The 16,429-nt window shown below is 62.1% G+C and carries 15 protein-coding genes and 2 pseudogenes; 8 read left to right on the plus strand and 9 right to left on the minus strand.

The window, feature by feature from the left end; all coding sequences use genetic code 11:
• Positions 1-3 precede the first annotated feature (3 nt).
• Together ABNX08_RS34980 and ABNX08_RS34985 are read left to right on the plus strand one after the other, a co-directional pair.
• Positions 4-885 (plus strand): NmrA family NAD(P)-binding protein, encoded by an 882-nt coding sequence (locus ABNX08_RS34980; protein ID WP_349607061.1) that lies wholly within the window; start codon positions 4-6, stop codon positions 883-885.
• Between the two features lie 145 nt (positions 886-1,030).
• On the plus strand, positions 1,031-1,672 hold the full coding sequence (locus ABNX08_RS34985; protein ID WP_349607063.1) for an HD domain-containing protein: 642 nt from the start codon (positions 1,031-1,033) through the stop codon (positions 1,670-1,672).
• A 241-nt stretch (positions 1,673-1,913) separates the two neighbouring features.
• Here ABNX08_RS34985 and ABNX08_RS34990 read toward each other — a convergent pair whose 3' ends face one another.
• The 5 genes from ABNX08_RS34990 to ABNX08_RS35010 all read right to left on the minus strand — a co-directional run bounded on the left by ABNX08_RS34990 (position 1,914) and on the right by ABNX08_RS35010 (position 5,385).
• Entirely contained in the window at positions 1,914-2,066 is a 153-nt protein-coding gene (locus ABNX08_RS34990) for a hypothetical protein (RefSeq protein WP_349607065.1), read from the minus strand.
• Between the two features lie 94 nt (positions 2,067-2,160).
• Positions 2,161-2,934, minus strand: a complete 774-nt coding sequence (locus ABNX08_RS34995) for an MFS transporter (RefSeq protein ID WP_349607066.1) — start codon at positions 2,932-2,934, stop codon at positions 2,161-2,163.
• A gap of 54 nt (positions 2,935-2,988) precedes the next feature.
• On the minus strand, positions 2,989-4,017 hold the full coding sequence (locus tag ABNX08_RS35000; protein ID WP_041682272.1) for a putative sulfate exporter family transporter: 1,029 nt from the start codon (positions 4,015-4,017) through the stop codon (positions 2,989-2,991).
• Between the two features lie 497 nt (positions 4,018-4,514).
• Entirely contained in the window at positions 4,515-4,847 is a 333-nt protein-coding gene (locus ABNX08_RS35005; RefSeq protein WP_349607067.1) for a hypothetical protein, read from the minus strand.
• 244 nt (positions 4,848-5,091) lie between these two features.
• Positions 5,092-5,385, minus strand: coding sequence for a hypothetical protein (locus ABNX08_RS35010; RefSeq protein WP_374063783.1), 294 nt, complete (start codon positions 5,383-5,385; stop codon positions 5,092-5,094).
• A gap of 307 nt (positions 5,386-5,692) precedes the next feature.
• On the opposite strand from ABNX08_RS35010, the gene ABNX08_RS35015 reads away from it, so the two are divergent.
• From ABNX08_RS35015 to ABNX08_RS35025, 3 genes are all read left to right on the plus strand, one after another.
• A complete protein-coding gene (locus ABNX08_RS35015) occupies positions 5,693-8,494 on the plus strand; it encodes a glucosidase (protein WP_349607068.1) in 2,802 nt (933 codons plus the stop codon).
• Between the two features lie 78 nt (positions 8,495-8,572).
• Positions 8,573-9,472, plus strand: a complete 900-nt coding sequence (locus tag ABNX08_RS35020) for an SDR family oxidoreductase (RefSeq protein ID WP_349607069.1) — start codon at positions 8,573-8,575, stop codon at positions 9,470-9,472.
• 64 nt (positions 9,473-9,536) lie between these two features.
• Positions 9,537-10,091, plus strand: a complete 555-nt coding sequence (locus ABNX08_RS35025) for a hypothetical protein (RefSeq protein WP_349607070.1) — start codon at positions 9,537-9,539, stop codon at positions 10,089-10,091.
• 96 nt (positions 10,092-10,187) lie between these two features.
• Here ABNX08_RS35025 and ABNX08_RS35030 read toward each other — a convergent pair whose 3' ends face one another.
• The 3 genes from ABNX08_RS35030 to ABNX08_RS35040 all read right to left on the minus strand — a co-directional run bounded on the left by ABNX08_RS35030 (position 10,188) and on the right by ABNX08_RS35040 (position 11,544).
• Positions 10,188-10,412, minus strand: a complete 225-nt coding sequence (locus ABNX08_RS35030) for a hypothetical protein (protein WP_022539972.1) — start codon at positions 10,410-10,412, stop codon at positions 10,188-10,190.
• Between the two features lie 9 nt (positions 10,413-10,421).
• A complete protein-coding gene (locus ABNX08_RS35035; RefSeq protein WP_022539973.1) occupies positions 10,422-10,805 on the minus strand; it encodes a hypothetical protein in 384 nt (127 codons plus the stop codon).
• Between the two features lie 148 nt (positions 10,806-10,953).
• A complete protein-coding gene (locus ABNX08_RS35040; protein ID WP_022539974.1) occupies positions 10,954-11,544 on the minus strand; it encodes a hypothetical protein in 591 nt (196 codons plus the stop codon).
• Positions 11,545-12,452: 908 nt separating this feature from the next.
• On the opposite strand from ABNX08_RS35040, the pseudogene ABNX08_RS35045 reads away from it, so the two are divergent.
• From ABNX08_RS35045 to ABNX08_RS35055, 3 genes and pseudogenes are all read left to right on the plus strand, one after another.
• Positions 12,453-12,704, plus strand: a pseudogene (locus ABNX08_RS35045) (lytic transglycosylase F); the annotation flags it as partial.
• A gap of 31 nt (positions 12,705-12,735) precedes the next feature.
• Positions 12,736-14,148 (plus strand): DUF2252 domain-containing protein, encoded by a 1,413-nt coding sequence (locus ABNX08_RS35050; protein WP_022539976.1) that lies wholly within the window; start codon positions 12,736-12,738, stop codon positions 14,146-14,148.
• A 20-nt stretch (positions 14,149-14,168) separates the two neighbouring features.
• Positions 14,169-15,299 carry a hypothetical protein gene (locus tag ABNX08_RS35055; protein ID WP_022539977.1) on the plus strand — a complete coding sequence of 377 codons (1,131 nt, stop codon included), beginning with the start codon at positions 14,169-14,171 and terminating at the stop codon, positions 15,297-15,299.
• An 84-nt stretch (positions 15,300-15,383) separates the two neighbouring features.
• On the opposite strand, the pseudogene ABNX08_RS35060 reads toward ABNX08_RS35055, so the two are convergent.
• Positions 15,384-16,385 (minus strand): annotated as a pseudogene (locus ABNX08_RS35060) (AraC family transcriptional regulator).
• Between the last annotated feature and the right edge of the window lie 44 nt (positions 16,386-16,429).

Consider the following 16,429-nt stretch of genomic DNA (forward strand, 5'->3'; position numbering starts at 1 on the left):
TTCATGGAACAGCGTAAATACCTCATCACTGGCGCCACGGGTAAGACCGGCGTCCACACCATCCGATTCCTGCTGAAGGCAGGGCACGCGGTTCGCGCCTTCGTACACCAGGAGGATGAGCGCAGCGCAGCCCTGCGCGAAGAGGGGGCAGAGATTTTCGTCGGTGATCTCCTTGAGCACGACGACGTGATTCGCGCCATGGACGGCGTGGACGGTGCGTACCTGTGCTATCCGGTGCGTCCCGGCTACATCCAGGCCACCTCATACTTCGCTGATGCCGCACGGCGTGCCGGCGTTGAGGTCGTGGTCGAGATGTCGCAAATCTCGGCACGAGAAGATTCCAAGAGCCATGCCGCGCGCGACCACTGGATTGCCGAGCGCGTTCTCGACTGGTCCGATGTTCCGACCGTCCATATTCGCCCGACCTACTTCTCCGAGTGGCTGACATTTCCGTGGGTGCTCGATCCCCTGGTGCAGGAAGGCAAGATCACGTTGCCCTACGGGGAAGGGCGTCATGCGCCGATTGCGGCCGAGGACCAGGCGCGCCTGATCGCCAGTATTCTCGCGGAACCCGCAGGCCATATTGGCAAGACTTACTCCCTCTTCGGCCCCGTCGAGCTGAATCAGCAGGAGATCGCGAGCGAGATCAGCAAGGTGCTGGGACGCGAGATCACCTATGTGCCCTCGACCCTTGAGCAATATCGCGAACATCTGCAGAAGTACAACCTGCCTGAGTTCGTGATCCAGCATTTCCTTGAAACCGCCATCGACTATCAGAACGGAATCTTCTCCGGTACGGATGGCGTTATCGAAGAAATCACGGGCCAGGCGCCGCAGACTGTGGCTGCGTTTGTACAGGCCAATCGTCAAGTGTTCCAGGCGTAGTTTCGGCAGGAACCCGCCGCCCACACAGTCGGATGATCGTATGGGCGGGCGGGGGACGTAGGTCCATGAAACGCAGTGGCAACTCTACATTTAATACGAGCGGTACGTCTGGCATTGGCTTCGAACCGCCGTTCAGGAGAACGAAGTGAGCATCCCTGTCACTATCGGTGGCTTCATCGCGCCCGATTCGGAACTGTCTCGAAAGGCCGCATCACTTGTCGAGAGCGTGCACTCGAAAGCGATGCTGAACCACGTCCACCGGACCTGGTGGTTCGCCGAGTTCCTTGGGCAAAGGCGGCAATTGAAGTACGACCGGGAGGTCGTTTACCTTGCATCCGTCCTTCACGATCTTGGCTTGACCCATGAGTTCGTTGCCGATCAGCGTTTCGAAGTCGATGGCGCCAATGCTGCCAGCAAATTCTTGCGCGGACATGGCTACCCGGCATCCAAAACCGATCTGGTCTGGGAAGCGATCGCGCTGCATTCCAGCAGTGGCATCGCCGAGCTTATGGCGCCAGAGATTGCCCTGGTCTTCATGGGCGCCCATGTTGACGTGCTCGGAGTGCGTTATGACGAGGTGACGCCTTCCTTCGTCGATGACGTTGTTCAAGCGTATCCGAGACTCGGATTCAAAGCGGCATTCCAGGAAGCCCTGGCCGAAGTCGCCAGGAAGAAGCCACATACCGCGATCGGCACTGGACTGGCCGACATCGGGCACCGCCACGTACACGGATTCTGCATTCCGGACGTCTGCGACCTGATCAATGGCACCCCGTTTAAAAGTTGATACAGCCATTGCCGTATCGGTGGCCCTGCATCAATGAATGACTTTGGTGACATATCCTTCAACGCCAATACGACCGCATTTTCGCGAGTCCGCGCGCTTGGGAGTTGCCGGCGGCTGTTCAGGGGCGGCTACCGGCCCTTCTCCGACGTTCGGTTTGGCGAGGTGAACGGCTGCTATGGCCGACGAGCGGGGATCCTGGCTTTGCCTACGGAAGGTCCGGTGAGCGTCCGTCAGCGGTCATTCAAGGCGGTGCGTTGGTCGTCTTTTCACCTGGGCCGAACCGGGCCCTCGAAAATGCTTTGAAATATAGCGCGTGAACGCCCGCGCGGGAGACGGCGCGCAGCCGATCGATGACCTCGGCAGGAAGGGAGAACGACGTGAGCAGTTTGTTCATGCAGGCCCGTCCCGCTTTGTCCGTCAACTATGAGCGAGTAGCATGAGCAGCCTGGGCCGGAGCAAGGGCTTTTCTTAGGGAAATCGCCGTCCGCCTACCATGCCAACGACGCCAGTCCGCGGGCAGCCCCTGCCACATAGATGAACAGGGCAACCCAGTTCAGCCCATGGACAAGCGACATGCGCACAAACTGCGCCGAGCCGATCACGGAGCGGTAGCCGTGCAGGATGTTGCGGGCATTCAAGGGCTGACGGCGCTCTGGCGGCAGCGACTCTGGCAATTTGCGCGCATACACGATCAGCATCAGCCCGCCGACTACAGCGAGAAAACCGAACACCGCGCGCCAGCCCCAGAGTACGGTGAGCCAGCCCGCCAATACCGGCAGGACGATAGGGCCTGCGGCCTGGATCAAGCTGGTGCGGGCGATCATTTTTTGTGCGACTTCGCCGCTGTACAGGTCGCGGATGATGGCGCGCCCCAGGATCATCCCCGAGCCCGCCGCCAATCCTTGCACCATGCGCAGCACCCACAAATGTTCCATGCGGGTAACCAGCAAGCACGCGAGGGAAGTCAGAGTGAGCACGCCAAGCGAGCCGAGCAGCACCACCCGGCGACCCAACGCATCGGCCAGCACCCCGTGCCAAAGGGCCATGAAGGCGCTGGCCAATAAGAACAGGGACACCACCTGCTGCGCTTCCGATGCGGACGCACGCAGATCCCGCTGCAGGGCTGGTAGCAGGGGAATCAGCATGTCGCTCCACAAGGGCATGAGCACAGCCATGATCCCCAGCAACAGCAGCATATGGGCCGCCTTGATGGGCGTAGCCGGCGTGGGAGCTTCGTCGATCGTCGTGGTAGCGGTGGTCATGGCGTTGTTCGGTTAAGGTTGGCGTACACCGTCAGTTTCCCTGTGACGGTCAGCTCAGCGAGCCACTAAGAGGACCGCGGCAACCAGGATCGCGAGGAACGCGGTCTCGCTGACCATCAGTACGACCGGCTTGAATCCCACGGTCGCGATATCCTTCAGGTGCGACTTCATGCCGATCGCGGCCATCGAGACCACCAGCAGCCAGGTCGACAGCGTCTGCAGCGCGTGCTGCAGTGCCGCTGGAATCAGGCCGGCGCTGTTGATGGCGACCATCAGCGCGAAGGCCACCACGAACCAGGGCAGCATCGGCGGCTTCTTCGTGCCGGCCGGCCCGGCAACATGGTGCTTGCGGTACGACAGCGTGATGACCAGGATCACCGGCAGCAGCATCGCGACGCGCAGCAGCTTCACGATCGTCGCGATGTCGCCGGTCTCCTTGGACATTCCGTAGCCCGCGCCGACCACCTGCGCCACGTCGTGGATCGTGCCACCCAGAAAGACGCCGGCATGCTCGCTGCCGAAGCCAAGCGCCGAGACGATCATTGGGTAGAGCACCATCGCGGCCGTGGAGAGCGTGCTGACGCCAATGACGGTGAAGATGGTGGCGCGCTCCTTCACGTTGTCTTCTGGATGGGCGGGCATCACCGCGGCGATCGCCATCGCCGCCGAGGCACCGCAGATCCCCACGGCGCCGCCCGTCAGGACGCCGAACCGGTTTCGATAGCCGAGCATCCTCGCCAGCACGATGCCGAATCCGATGGTCAGCGCCACCGACAGCACGACCATCGCGATCGGCATCGCACCCAAGGCCGTGATCTGCGACACCGTGATGCGCACGCCGAGAAGCGCCACGCCGATGCGCAGCAGCGTGGTTGCGGAGAACTGGATGCCCGGAACGCACCGGCCCTCGGTCGACAGGAAGTTCAGGGCCATGCCGAGCAGCAAGGCAAAGAGCATCGGCGACACGTGGTAGTGCCCGGCCAGGGAGATGGCGGCCACCGCCACCACCACCGACACCAGGATGCCGTGGAAGTTCGTGCGGGCGGGCTCGCGCCAGCCGGACAGCGTCAGTGAGAGATTCATGGAGGAGGACTCGCGGTAGGGAGTTGCGTCGAAGTGGTCCCGAATGCGTTCAGGCCGCCGCTTGCGGCCGCGATTTCTTCCTTCGTGGCGCCAATTTCCAGCGCCTTCCGGATATGACGGCGCGTGCCCGGTGCGTACAGATGCGTTCACTGCGATACCGAGAAATTCAAGCACCTTTCGGCTCGAGCACGCCGGGCACAGCGGGAGGCACGCCCATCACCACGAATTTCTCGGCCCACTCGAAGTATGGTCCATACGTGAATTTGCTTTTGACGATCCGGGAGATTGAATTTACATCTTGGGAGGGTCAGGGAAAACGTGATGTCCTGTCTATTACGCAGCGCCAGCCTCACCAACTACGTCGAAGTCGCACTCGCAAACTTACTGGCCCTTCCGCTGGGGAAAGCACCGGGAGGTTTCATTGCTCGTCAACATCAGTCCCCGACTTGCCGAACTGAAAGCGGCTTCGATATTGCCCGGGAGAAGAACCGATGCGCTCACGGAAGAGTCGGGAAAACGACGCCTCCCAGACAGCCCGACACGCCGGTGATGACGCCGACATGGTCGAGCAGGCGAGACCTCTTGCCTGTCGGTCCGACGACTTCGGTGTTGCGCAGGAATTCAAGGACGCCGTACGAGAATGCGGCAGCGCGTGTTCCGCCGCCCGAGAAGGCCAGAATTATCAGGTTCTCGTTGTCCGCCGCGTACTGTGGGCGCGTAAAAAGCCGATAGCCGGCATTGGGGTCAGCGTGGGTGATCGGAGGATTGACAGGCCGGCTGGCGCAGCCGCCCAGCAGGAGCAACAACGCAAGTATCAGCAATGCAGGCATCTGCATTCGTGTCGTGGATCCTCCGGATCGGCCCATGCATGCCTCGTTGTCACGAGCGAGCGTGCGAACCTGGAAATCGGTTGCGACCGCGAATTAGAATAGTCGGAAATCCGGTGTGTCTGCTAATGCATACACCAAATGGTTGGCGCTACCGCAAGGAGAATTCGATGCGATTCGGAATTGGAGGAAGCCAAACCTCGTTGGCGTCCCTCGGATATCGGATCAGTATGTTTTTATCCGCACTCTATAGGGCTGCCCCCGGCTTTCCCCCGGTCTCGATCAGCGGAATCGCACCTTCCTTTTCCGCCAGTTCCGGCAGTTCGCGCATCGGGCCTGGGGGGCGGCCCACCAGCGAAGCGGTCAATGGGATCCTGATGTTCGGCGTCTCGACCTCGGTGATGACCGCAGCGGTGATGGATATGATCAAGCACAACATGGCCAGGCTGCCGCAGGGCGAACGGCCGTAGGTCAGAAAGGCAGAAGCCGGGGCCAGAGAGTCTTTGTGGTTCCCTTGAGTTTTCAGCAGGTGGCCAGCCAAAGCCTTTTACAAAGCTGATTCCGGCGCCTAAGCTCTTTTACGTGCGTACGAACCCCATTCCCCGGGGACCATCATGGCCACGCGGCGGGCCGCGCGAAGATGTCGAATGCAATCGCGGATGGCGGAAAGTTCGTCCAGGCTCTCGTCTTGCAAGGTCGCGGCGCGCTGGGCGCGTACCAGGCAGGCATCTAATGCAGGTTTCGCGGAAGCCGGCTTGATGCCTGACTGAATTTCACGTGTATCGTGCTCACGCCTTTCCCATTCCGATCCCGACGCCCGGCTTCGCTGGCCAGAAGGAGAGCGCGCCATGAGTAATGAAGCAGAGAAGGACCGCCTCGACGAAGCGCAGGCGGGCCGCGCGGCCTGGAAAAAATGGGGGCCCTACCTCAGCGAGCGGCAATGGGGGACGGTGCGCGAGGACTACAGCGACAACGGCGACGCCTGGAACTACTTCACCCATGACCAGGCCCGCTCGCGCGCCTACCGCTGGGGCGAAGACGGCCTCGGCGGTATCAGCGACGACCACCAGGTATTGTGCTTCGCGCTGGCCCTGTGGAACGGGCGCGATCCGATCCTGAAGGAGCGCGCCTTCGGACTGGCCAACAGCGAGGGCAATCATGGCGAGGACGTGAAAGAGTTCTACTTCTATCTCGATTCCACGCCGACGCACTCGTACATGAAGTATCTGTACAAGTATCCGCAGGCCGCCTATCCCTACAGTGACCTCGTCCAGACCAACCGCAGCCGCAGCAAGCATGAGGCCGAGTACGAGTTGCTGGACACCGGCGTGTTTGACGACAACCGGTATTTTGACGTCTTTGTCGAATACGCTAAGGCGGCGCCTGAAGACGTGCTGGTGCGAATCAGCGTCTTCAACCGCGGCCCGGACGCGGCACCACTGCACCTGTTGCCGACCCTGTGGTTCCGCAACACGTGGTCGCAGCCGTGGGGCGGCTCGAAGCCGATCCTCGAGCGCGTCGATGCCTCCGGGCAGGCGGCGGTCCGCGCGCGTCACAGCGACCCGTTGTTTCAGGAATCGCTGGGCGAGTATTACCTCTACTGCGACGCCGACGTGCCGCTGCTCTTCACCGAGAATGAGACCAACAACACCCGGCTGTTCGGCACGGGCAACGCGTCGCCCTACGTGAAGGACGGCATCCACAACTTCATCGTGCACGGCGATGCCGCGGCGGTGAATCCCGCGCAGCAGGGAACCAAGGCAGCGCCCCACTATCAGTTCAACATCGGCGGTGGTGAGTCACAAGTCGTGCGGTTGCGGTTGACGACCCAGGCGCCGGGGGCGGCGTCCGCGCCCTTCCATGGCTTCGACGCGGCATTCGCCGCCAGGCTGGAGGAGGCCGATGCCTTCTACGCGTCGATCACACCGCTCGCGATTCGCGACGACGCGGACCGTGTGAGCGTCATGCGCCAGGCGCTGGCCGGCATGCTGTGGACGAAGCAATACTTTTACTATGACCTTGACCTCTGGCTCGACGAGCACGGCGCGGGTGCCCGCTTGCCGCAACTGGAACGCAAGCGAGTGCGCAACAGCGAATGGGCGCATATGTTCAACGACGACATCATCTCGATGCCGGACAAATGGGAGTATCCCTGGTACGCCGCGTGGGACCTGGCGTTCCACATGATTCCGCTGGGCATGGTCGATCCCGACTTCGCCAAGCAACAGCTCGACCTGATGCTGCGCAACGACTACCTGCACCCGAACGGCCAGCTCCCTGCTTACGAGTGGAACTTCGGCGATGTCAACCCGCCCGTGCATGCCTGGGCGACGATGCAGCTCTACTTATTCGACAAGGAGCGCCGCGGTGGCAGCGGCGATGTCGAGTTCCTCAAGTACGCCTTCGCCAAACTGCTGGTCAATTTCACCTGGTGGGTCAATCGCAAGGACCGCGCCGGTGCCAATGTCTTCGAGGGCGGCTTTCTCGGGCTCGACAATATCGGCGTGTTCGACCGCTCATCGCCACTGCCCACTGGCGGGTACCTGGATCAGGCCGACGGGACGGCGTGGATGGTGTTCTTCAGCGAGCAAATGCTGCGCATCGCGGTCGAGCTCGCGTTGCAGGAGCCGCTCTACGAGGAGTTCGTCGAGAAATTCTTCCAGCACACGGTGTTCATTGCCGGCGCGCTGGACCGCGTCGGTGAGCGGAACGACGAAATGTGGGATGAGGAGGATGGCTTCTTCTACGATGTATTGCGTTTCCCGGACGGCAGCGCCACGCGACTCAAGGTGCGCTCCATCGTCGGGCTGCTGCCACTGGCCGCAGTGGCCGTGTTCGAAGAAGACATCCTCGTGAAGCTGCCGAAGTTCCGTGAGCGTGCGGGACTGTTTCTGAGTCGCCACCCCGAGCTTGCCGCCAACATGCATTTGCCTCCAAAGCCCGGCGTAGCCAATCGCCGCATGCTGGCGATCGTTGGCGAGCAGAAGCTGCGCCGCATCCTGGCGCGCATGCTGGACGAGGACGAGTTCTTCGGCCCGCATGGCATTCGCGCGCTGTCGCGCTTCCACCTCGAACACCCCTATGTCTTTCACCACGCGGGTCAGGAGCATCGGGTGGCCTATGTGCCGGGCGATTCCGACACCGGCATGTTCGGCGGCAATTCCAACTGGCGCGGGCCGGTGTGGATGCCGATCAACTTCCTGCTGTACACCGCGCTGATACGCCTGTACGCCTATTTCGGCGAGGACTTCAAGGTTGAGTGCCCAACCGGCTCGGGGCAGATGATGACGTTGCTCGACGTGGCCAAGGAATTGGGCGAACGCCTGAGCCGGATCTTCCTGCGCGATCGCGACGGCCGCCGACCGGTGTATGGCGCGGCGAGCAAGTTCCGCGACGACCCGCACTGGCGCGACCTGGTGCTGTTTTATGAATATTTCCACGGCGACACCGGTGCCGGGATCGGCGCGAGCCACCAGACCGGCTGGACAGGCTGCGTCGCGCGTATTATCCAGGCGAATTCCGTGCTGTCGAAGGACATACTGCTCAGGCCGGGCGCGGAGGTGGCGGCCTTACGCGCGCTGAGCGCCCCGCACACGCCCCCGGAGTCTGCCATCTCCGGCAATCCTGTCAATCCCGAGGAGGCTATCTAGGCCACCTAGGCCGCCCAGGCCATCGAGGCGACCGAGGCCATCCCGGCCGCGAGCGACGAAACCTGCAGAGCCCGCGCGATGCCGCGCCTGCCGGGCAACGGAACGAAGGAGTACACCATGGAAAGTTACTACGCCAGCAGAAACCTGCCCCATCCGGCGATCCCGGCGCTGAAGCCCCTCGACTTGCTAAAAGGCCAGACCGCGCTGGTGACCGGCGCCAATTCCGGCATCGGTCGCGCCATCGCGGTCGCGCTCGGCAGAGCTGGCGCCAACGTGGTAGTCAACTACGTGGCTAACCCCGCAGATGCCGAGGCGGTGGCCGAAGAGATTCGCGGCGGCGGGCAGCGCGCGATCATCGCACTGGCCGACGTAGCGGATGAGGCGCAAGTGCAAGCCATGTTCGCCGCGGCGGTGCAGGAGTTCGGTACCGTCGACATCCTCGTCAGCAATGCCGGCATGGAGCGCAACGCGCCGTTCCACGAGATGAGCGTGGCGCAATGGGACGCGGTGATCAGTGTCAACCTGCGCGGCGCGTTCCTGTGTGCGCGTGAGGCCGTGCGCGAGTTCCTCCGGCGCGGCGTGCGCCCGGGCATTTCAGTGGCGGCCGGCAAGATCATCTTCACGAGTTCAGTACACGAGGTGATTCCGTGGGCTGGCCACGTCAATTACGCAGCCTCCAAGGGCGGGTTGATGCTGCTGATGAAGAGCCTGGCACAAGAGGTCGCCGAGAAGCGCATCCGCGTCAATTCCATAGCGCCGGGCGCAATTCGGACGCCGATCAACACGGCGGCATGGTCTACGCCCGAGGCCTATGCCGAACTGATGAAGCTCGTGCCCTACAAGCGTATCGGCGAGATCGAGGAGATTGGCCATGCCGCAGTCTGGTTAGCTTCGGACTTCACCGACTACATTGTCGGCACGACGCTTTTCATCGATGGCGGGATGACGCTATATCCTGGGTTCGAAACAGGGGGTTGACGGCTGTGCTGACACCTCGCTATCCAGCGCTTTACCAGCTCAACACCCGGGTCTGGTTGAGCGAGTGTCGCTATCGCTCGGCCATGCGGCCACGCTGGATGATATCGCCGACACCGAACTGGACCGTCTGGTTGAGATGGGTTTCGACTGGCTCTGGTTGCTGAGCGTTTGGCAGACGGGGCCAGCCGCGCAGCGCATCTCGCGCAGCAACGCGGCGTGGCGGCGCGAGTTCGTGCAAACGCTGCCTGACCTGCGGGAGGAGGATATCGCTGGCTCCGGCTTTGCGATCACGCGTTACACCGTGCGCCGCGACCTCGGAGGCGACGAAGCGCTGGCGCGCCTGCACACTCGCGCGCGACAGCGCGGGCCGCGCCTGATGCTCGATTTCGTATGGGCTTCGCACGAGTGCATGTTCGTGGCCGTGAACTACTCGCCGCAGCAAAGCCAATGCTTCATGCGAACTCCCTTCAGGGAACTGGGGGAGGGGACCGTACGACTCCAGGACTGGCTTAGCCCGGCTGTCTATGATCGACCGGGCGCTGACCTGCGCGCCCGTGGTCTTTTCCTGGACATGCCGCCCTGGGGCTACCATGCCTTTGATGTGCAATGGATTGACTGACGGGGGGAGTTTGGCCGCGGGGACTGCATCAACTAGTCTCCGAGGGCGCGCTCCGGCGCGGTCGCCCCCGCCAGGCTGCGAGGGGCCGGACACGACTCACTGCTGCTTTCCTCCCTTGATGTTGCCGGCCACGCCTCCCGCGACGGCACCTACTGCGGCGCCAGTCCACCCGCTTCCTCCCGCGATGGCGGCAATGCCTGCACCGGCTAGTGCACCCACGCCCGCGCCGGTCACCGTCCCTTGTTGTTGCGGCGTCATGTTCGTGCAGCCGACAACGCCGGCGAGGACGAGCGCCATGCCAATCCCTTCGAGTCCTTTCATGTGTGTCCCCTACTTGTTGCTCTGCAGTCCGGGCACGACCATTTCGAACCATATCGTTTCGATGACCGGCCGCTGCAGCCGATCCGAATGCGCGGCGTACCAGCGGTCGAGTCCTTCGCGCACCGTGTCGAGCGTCTGGCCCTTCAGCCCCCTCGCAAGACGCGGAATGACGCTTTGCGAATCGGTTGGCGGTTTGCCTGCATGAAAGGCGATATCAACCTGGGCGAGATTGGCGATGCCGATGAGGTAGGCCTTTTTCGTCTGTTCCGATGACTCGGTCCACTGCTTCCCGGTGATCAGGGGGATTTCTTCCGCGCGGAGAGTGCCCGATACCATCGCCAGCGTCACGCATCCCACGGCCATCGCCGCGCGCAGTTTCAGTTTCATCAACATCGCGTTCTCCTCGGGACTCTGCGCTGCAATGGTCCCGTAAGCGGGCTGGACCCTGCGATACCGCAAAGCCCGGTTGCGCAGGTTCCTGGCCGCGGTGGCAAGAAATCGCGTCCAACCGCCAGCCCCGTCGACCTTTCGTTCCGCAGGCTCATTTCTTCGACGCGGGCTCGACCGAGACGGCCACCGCTTCGGTATAGATCGCCTGAACTTGGTCCCCCTTCTTGATGTTTTTCAACTGGTCTGGATCCCGAACGTTCAGGTCGACCGTATTACCTTTTGGTCCGCGCAGCGTAACGAGTTGCTTTTTCGTGTCCACTGCGACGACGTTCGCAACGATTGTCACCTCGCGGGCCGCGCTCCCGCCCGGCTTCGCGCCAAGCGGAGCCCGCTCCCCCGACTCGCGCTCGGTTTGTCCGGCAATGCCACCACCACCTTTCTTGAGATCCAGCGACAGCGCCTGCTTGTATTCGGCGACGACCTTGTCGCCTACCTTGAGCTGGTCGAAGTTTCGTACTTCTTCGCCCGCCACGAGATTGGATACCCCTTTCGGTCCCTTCAATGTAATGGTCCTCGTTGCCGGGTCGATGCCCACTACGGTTGTCGTCTCTTTCACGGTCTGGGAAAAAGCGGCCTTACCGGGCGCAGTCATCGACTGGCCCGTGGTTTCCTGCGCCGGTGCGATTACCGGCTGCGTGAGCAAGGCAAGCGTGGCCAGGGTGGGAAGTATCGTCATCCTCATTTTGTTCTCCCTTGAATGACCGAGCTCAAGCTCCACCGGCCTTCGCTTGTGGCAATGCGTTTAAGGGCGGCGAGCGCGTCATGTCCGTACGATGGCCCTGGCACACCGAGACGAGAAGCAATCTCATTGAGGTCGCACCGAATTCTAGGCCATGGGATTGATTTGCCTCGACGTTTAACTATAGGAGCCAGTCAGGCGTGGAGTTAATAAATCGCAAGGTTATAAGCACGCGGCCCCAAACCATTGATATGACGGCGACGGTACGCGGCTTCCCGATGCCGGATAAGCGCCGTACGTAATGCTTTTCGCTCGCCTGCCGAGACCGATTGAGCCTTGGTTCGGCAGCGCGCAGTGTGGGAGCCCGGCGCGGTGGATGCGCGGCGGGCGCTATGATAGCGCCCCCACGGCGTCGCGAACCTCTGAATCCAAGGCGCTTCTGTGCATCAACTTTCAGATCGCGCCATGCAAAGGACCGGACGCCTTGACGGCTGTTAGCGGCTAATCCCCCGTGATCCAACAACTGGCGCAAGACCGGTGGTTGTCATGTTCTAGACTCAAGGTATCGATGGTCAGGCGCGGAAGGGCTGACGGGCGCGCAACGGCCTTCACGGAAGGCTGGCGGCGCTCACCGTGTGGCTGGGCGTTGCCACCATGCGCACGGAGTTCTTCGTCATGAACGCGCCCCGGCTGGTCCATATCCTTGCTGGACTCCTGTTCATGCTGGCCTTTGCCTTACAGGGTGTCCAGGGCGCTGAACCGCAATCGCCGACAGGCGCCTCCGCTCCGGCCGCTCCCCCACCCGCACGCCAGTTCAGCCTGAATCACGCGCCCTGGCGCGGCGACTTCGACGGCATGCTTGAGCGGCGCTCAATCCGTGTGCTCGTACCCTACAGCCGCACGCTTTACACAACCGCGCGCGGTTTGCCTTCGCCAGCTACAACGCCGGCCCCGCTGATATCGCCAAGATGCGCAAGGAGGCCGTGCAGCGCGGGCTGGACCCTGACCAGTGGCTCAACAATGTGGAGATCGTGGTCGCCGAGAAGATCGGCATCGGGACGACCACGTACGTGCGGAACATCTACAAATACTACGCTGCCTACCGGCTCATCGTGGACGGCAAGGCAGAGCGGGACAAAGCCATCGAGAAGGTGCGCCAGTAACGTAGGCTCTTGAAGAGAAGGGGGAGTCAAGGTGAACGCAAAGAAGTCGCGGGGAAAAGCCAAGACGGCAATCGCCGAGGTGGAGGAGAACGCCCCGGTATTTCGCGCACGCGCAGAGCGTCTCGCCGCCGGTAAGGCTTTGCGCGATAGTGTTTCGCGCGTCAGTCACGCGGACTGGACACCGCCAGCCCATGGCCGGGACCCCATAGAGATTCTCGAAGCATCGAGTCAGGACCGACTGCCGGAACTGGTACCAATCCGCTACGGCCGCATGCTCCGTAGCCCTTTCACGTTCCTGCGCGGCTCCGCCGCACTCATGGCGCACGATCTCGCCACGACCCCAAGCACTGGAATTCGGGTGCAAGCCTGCGGGGACTGCCACCTGCTGAATTTTGGTTTGTTTGCGACGCCGGAGCGCAATCTGGTCTTCGATCTGAACGACTTTGACGAAACCCTGCCCGCCCCCTGGGAATGGGATCTCAAACGGCTGGCAGCCAGTTTTGCGGTCGCAGCACGCGACAACAAGTTGTCAGATGCGGATGCCCGGAAAGCCGCCCTGGAGTGCGTGCGTGCGTATCGGGAGCGTCTGCGGGAGTATTCCCGGATGGACCCTCTGGAGGTCTGGTACGCGCGCCTGGACGCGGAAACCATCATTGCGATGGCGCCCGATGAAAAGGCGAAGAAGTTCCGGGAGCAAATGGCTGCGAAAGCCCGCCAGCGTGTCGTCGAACACCTCTTTCCAAAGATTGCCGAGGAAGCGGGTGGGCGACTCCGCCTTGTCGACCAACCACCCCTTGTCTATCACGTCACTGACGCTGACATCGAGGAAGGGTTTCGTGAGGGGCTGATCGACTACCGGCAGACGCTTTCCGACGAGCGGCGCGTCCTGCTGGATCGCTACCGCCTGGAAGACTTCGCCCTGAAAGTGGTGGGTATTGGCAGTGTGGGAACGCGCTGCTTCATGGGACTGTTTTCCGACGAAGAAGGGCATCCCCTGCTCCTCCAGATCAAGGAAGCCTGCCGGTCTGTTCTTGAGCCCTACGCGGGCAAGAGCCGCTATGACCTACAGGGGCAGCGCGTCGTCATGGGGCAACGGCTGATGCAGTCCTCCAGCGACATCTTTCTGGGATGGGCGCGGGGGCGACAAGGCAATGACTATTTTTTGCGCCAGTTGCGCGACATGAAGATGTCTTTTCCCGTCGAAGGCATGGCTCCCGTGCAGTTCAACCGCTATGCCGAGGTCTGCGGCTGGACGCTTGCTCGTGCCCACGCCAAGTCCGGGGATGCCACGACCATTAGTGGCTATCTGGGCAAGGGCGACACGTTTGACCAGGCAATGGGCGCGTTCGCTCTTGCCTACGCGGATCAGACGGAGCATGACCACGCGGCCTTGGTGAGGGCGGTACGCACAGGACGGGTCGAGGCTCTTATTGAGGAGGAGTAGAGATCAGAACGCAAGCCGCCATGAAAGCCGCATCCAAAGAAGATCCTCCGGCCGCAGCGCCGCCTGGCTCCCTGACTCTTGCTGCAATGAGGCTAGGGTTGTGCATTGGGGCGGTGGCGCTGTTCACCGGTTGCGGGTCTCTCGGCCCCAAAACCATTCCCATGGATCGTTTCGATTACAGCACGGCGGTCGCCGATTCGTGGAAGCAGCAAATGCTCTTGAACATTGTCAAGCTGCGCTACATGGATTTGCCGGTCTTTGTGGAAGTCGCGTCCGTCGTTAGCGGCTACTCGCTGCAAACCGGCGTGACCGTCGGCGGCACGCTTTCGTCGGAGCGGGCGGTTCAGGGCAACTTCTTCTCGTCGGGGGTACAGGGCATCTACACTGACCGGCCCACCATCACCTACACGCCGGCGACGGGGGAGAAGTTCTTGCGTGGACTCATCACGCCAATTGACCCAAAGAACATTTTCTTCATGCTCCAGGGAGGTTATGCGGCGGACTTCATCCTGAGTCTGACCGTCGAGTCGCTCAATGGCGTGCGTAATCGCTCGATAGCTGGCGGCGCACTGAGGGAGGCGGATCCTGAGTTCCGGCGCGCGCTCGCGTTGTTGCGCGAAGTGCAGGCCGCAGGTGCGGTCGGGATGCGGGTGGAGGAGGACAAGACCAAAGGCTCGACCGCTGTGCTGTTCTTCCGGCGTGACGACCTGCCGCCTGACATCGTGGAAAAGACGGCTGAAATCCGGCGGTTGCTCAAGCTCCCGGCCGACGCGCAAAGGCTCACGCTCACCTATTCCCCGGCGCGTGGAGCGGCCAACGAACTGTCAGTGAACAGCCGCTCGATGCTACAAGTCATGATTGCCTTTTCGAGTTACTTGGACGTACCGGAAGCGCACTTGAAGGAACACAGCGCGCTGCCCGCGTTCGAGCACGCGTCCACGGAGAGCCGGGAGGATAGGGTTCGGATTCACAGCGGCAAGGACAGGCCGCCGGACACATTTGCCGCCGTGCACTACCGCGACTATTGGTTTTGGGTCAACCACGGCGACTTGCAAACAAAACGCGCCCTCACGGCGGTCATGTTTTTCTTCACGCTGGTCGAAACTGGCGGCAACGAGAGGCTGCCGTTAATCACAATCCCGGCACAGTAGGAGCACATACGGTCCCAGTGACGCAAGAAGCATGGCGATTTCATGCTGGACACCAGGGGCAGTGGCGCTCCAGCGCGGCCGGCTTCATCGCTCCTGCCGCGCTCGCCACTGAGAGACGCTGCAGCCAAAGTGCCCGTTAAACCAGCGCGAGAAGGCACTCAGGGACGAGAAGCCCAGCAGTGTCGCCACTTCGGAGAGCGGACGCTCGCGATTCTCGATATACCGTGTGGCCAGGTCGACCCGCACTGCATTGACGACCTTGGAATAGTTTTCACCGTATTGCTCGAGATGATGATGCACGGTCCGACGGTCCACACCGAGTTGCTCCGCCACGCGCTCGACCGAGCAAACGCCCAGCGGGAGCATGGCAATCACCAGTTGCCGCACCTTGTCGGGCATGCTGGCGTTGGACTGCGCAAGCATCGTGTCGAGATACCGTCGCACCTGGTTCGCCATGGCCGGTTCATAGGAGGGCAAGGGTACTTCCAGGTCAGCGGCCCGGCATACGATGCCGTTGAAATCCTGATTGAACATGACTGGCATGCCGAACACGCGCATGTGCGTGGCGGTGCTGACTGGCGCCGCGTGCGTAAAGCAGATGCTGCGCGGCCTCTAGGACGCTCCCACGAAGGCCTGCAGCAAGCGATACAGCACGCCAACCATCAACTCAATGGACTGGCGCAACGAGCCGGGAACCCCGCTCAGCACTTCCTCCCGGATCATGACAAGGCCTTCCGCTTCCTCGATGCGCATCGCCAGCGCCTCATTGTGCAACCGTAGGTAGCGGGCCATGGATTCGACCGCCTTGCGCAAGGTGGGCTCCTCACGCACCGCGAAGGCCAGCGGGCCAAGGTTGGCAAGCTGGCGTGTCTCGGCCATGCGCAAGCCGAAGTCCTCGGCGTCCGCCGCCTGCGCGGAGGCCTCAAGCAGGCTGGCCACCGCTTCAGCCGGGATCTTGATGTCGTGGTCCAGTAACGCGTAACGGCTGATTCCCGCAGCGCTCAAGTGCTGATAGGGATCCAGGCCCACGGCGCGTGCGACCTCGACATAGTTGGTGAGGCTGGCGCTGCGTAATAGGTAGGACATCGCGTTTTCCCTGAATCTCCCAAAATGTAAATTCAATCTCCCAA

It is taken from the genome of Cupriavidus sp. DF5525, from assembly GCF_040149425.2.
Taxonomy (GTDB): Bacteria; Pseudomonadota; Gammaproteobacteria; order Burkholderiales; family Burkholderiaceae; genus Cupriavidus; species Cupriavidus pickettii_A.

What these genes read in the sequence shown, in the direction of transcription:
- ABNX08_RS34980 (WP_349607061.1), top strand. Translation starts at nt 4, where the DNA reads ATGGAACAGCGTAAATACCTCATCACTGGCGCCACGGGTAAGACCGGC.
- ABNX08_RS34990 (WP_349607065.1), bottom strand. Translation starts at nt 2,066, where the DNA reads ATGAACAAACTGCTCACGTCGTTCTCCCTTCCTGCCGAGGTCATCGAT.
- ABNX08_RS34995 (WP_349607066.1), bottom strand. Translation starts at nt 2,934, where the DNA reads ATGACCACCGCTACCACGACGATCGACGAAGCTCCCACGCCGGCTACG.
- ABNX08_RS35000 (WP_041682272.1), bottom strand. Translation starts at nt 4,017, where the DNA reads ATGAATCTCTCACTGACGCTGTCCGGCTGGCGCGAGCCCGCCCGCACG.
- ABNX08_RS35005 (WP_349607067.1), bottom strand. Translation starts at nt 4,847, where the DNA reads ATGCCTGCATTGCTGATACTTGCGTTGTTGCTCCTGCTGGGCGGCTGC.
- ABNX08_RS35015 (WP_349607068.1), top strand. Translation starts at nt 5,693, where the DNA reads ATGAGTAATGAAGCAGAGAAGGACCGCCTCGACGAAGCGCAGGCGGGC.
- ABNX08_RS35020 (WP_349607069.1), top strand. Translation starts at nt 8,573, where the DNA reads ATGCCGCGCCTGCCGGGCAACGGAACGAAGGAGTACACCATGGAAAGT.
- ABNX08_RS35030 (WP_022539972.1), bottom strand. Translation starts at nt 10,412, where the DNA reads ATGAAAGGACTCGAAGGGATTGGCATGGCGCTCGTCCTCGCCGGCGTT.
- ABNX08_RS35035 (WP_022539973.1), bottom strand. Translation starts at nt 10,805, where the DNA reads ATGTTGATGAAACTGAAACTGCGCGCGGCGATGGCCGTGGGATGCGTG.
- ABNX08_RS35040 (WP_022539974.1), bottom strand. Translation starts at nt 11,544, where the DNA reads ATGAGGATGACGATACTTCCCACCCTGGCCACGCTTGCCTTGCTCACG.
- ABNX08_RS35055 (WP_022539977.1), top strand. Translation starts at nt 14,169, where the DNA reads ATGAAAGCCGCATCCAAAGAAGATCCTCCGGCCGCAGCGCCGCCTGGC.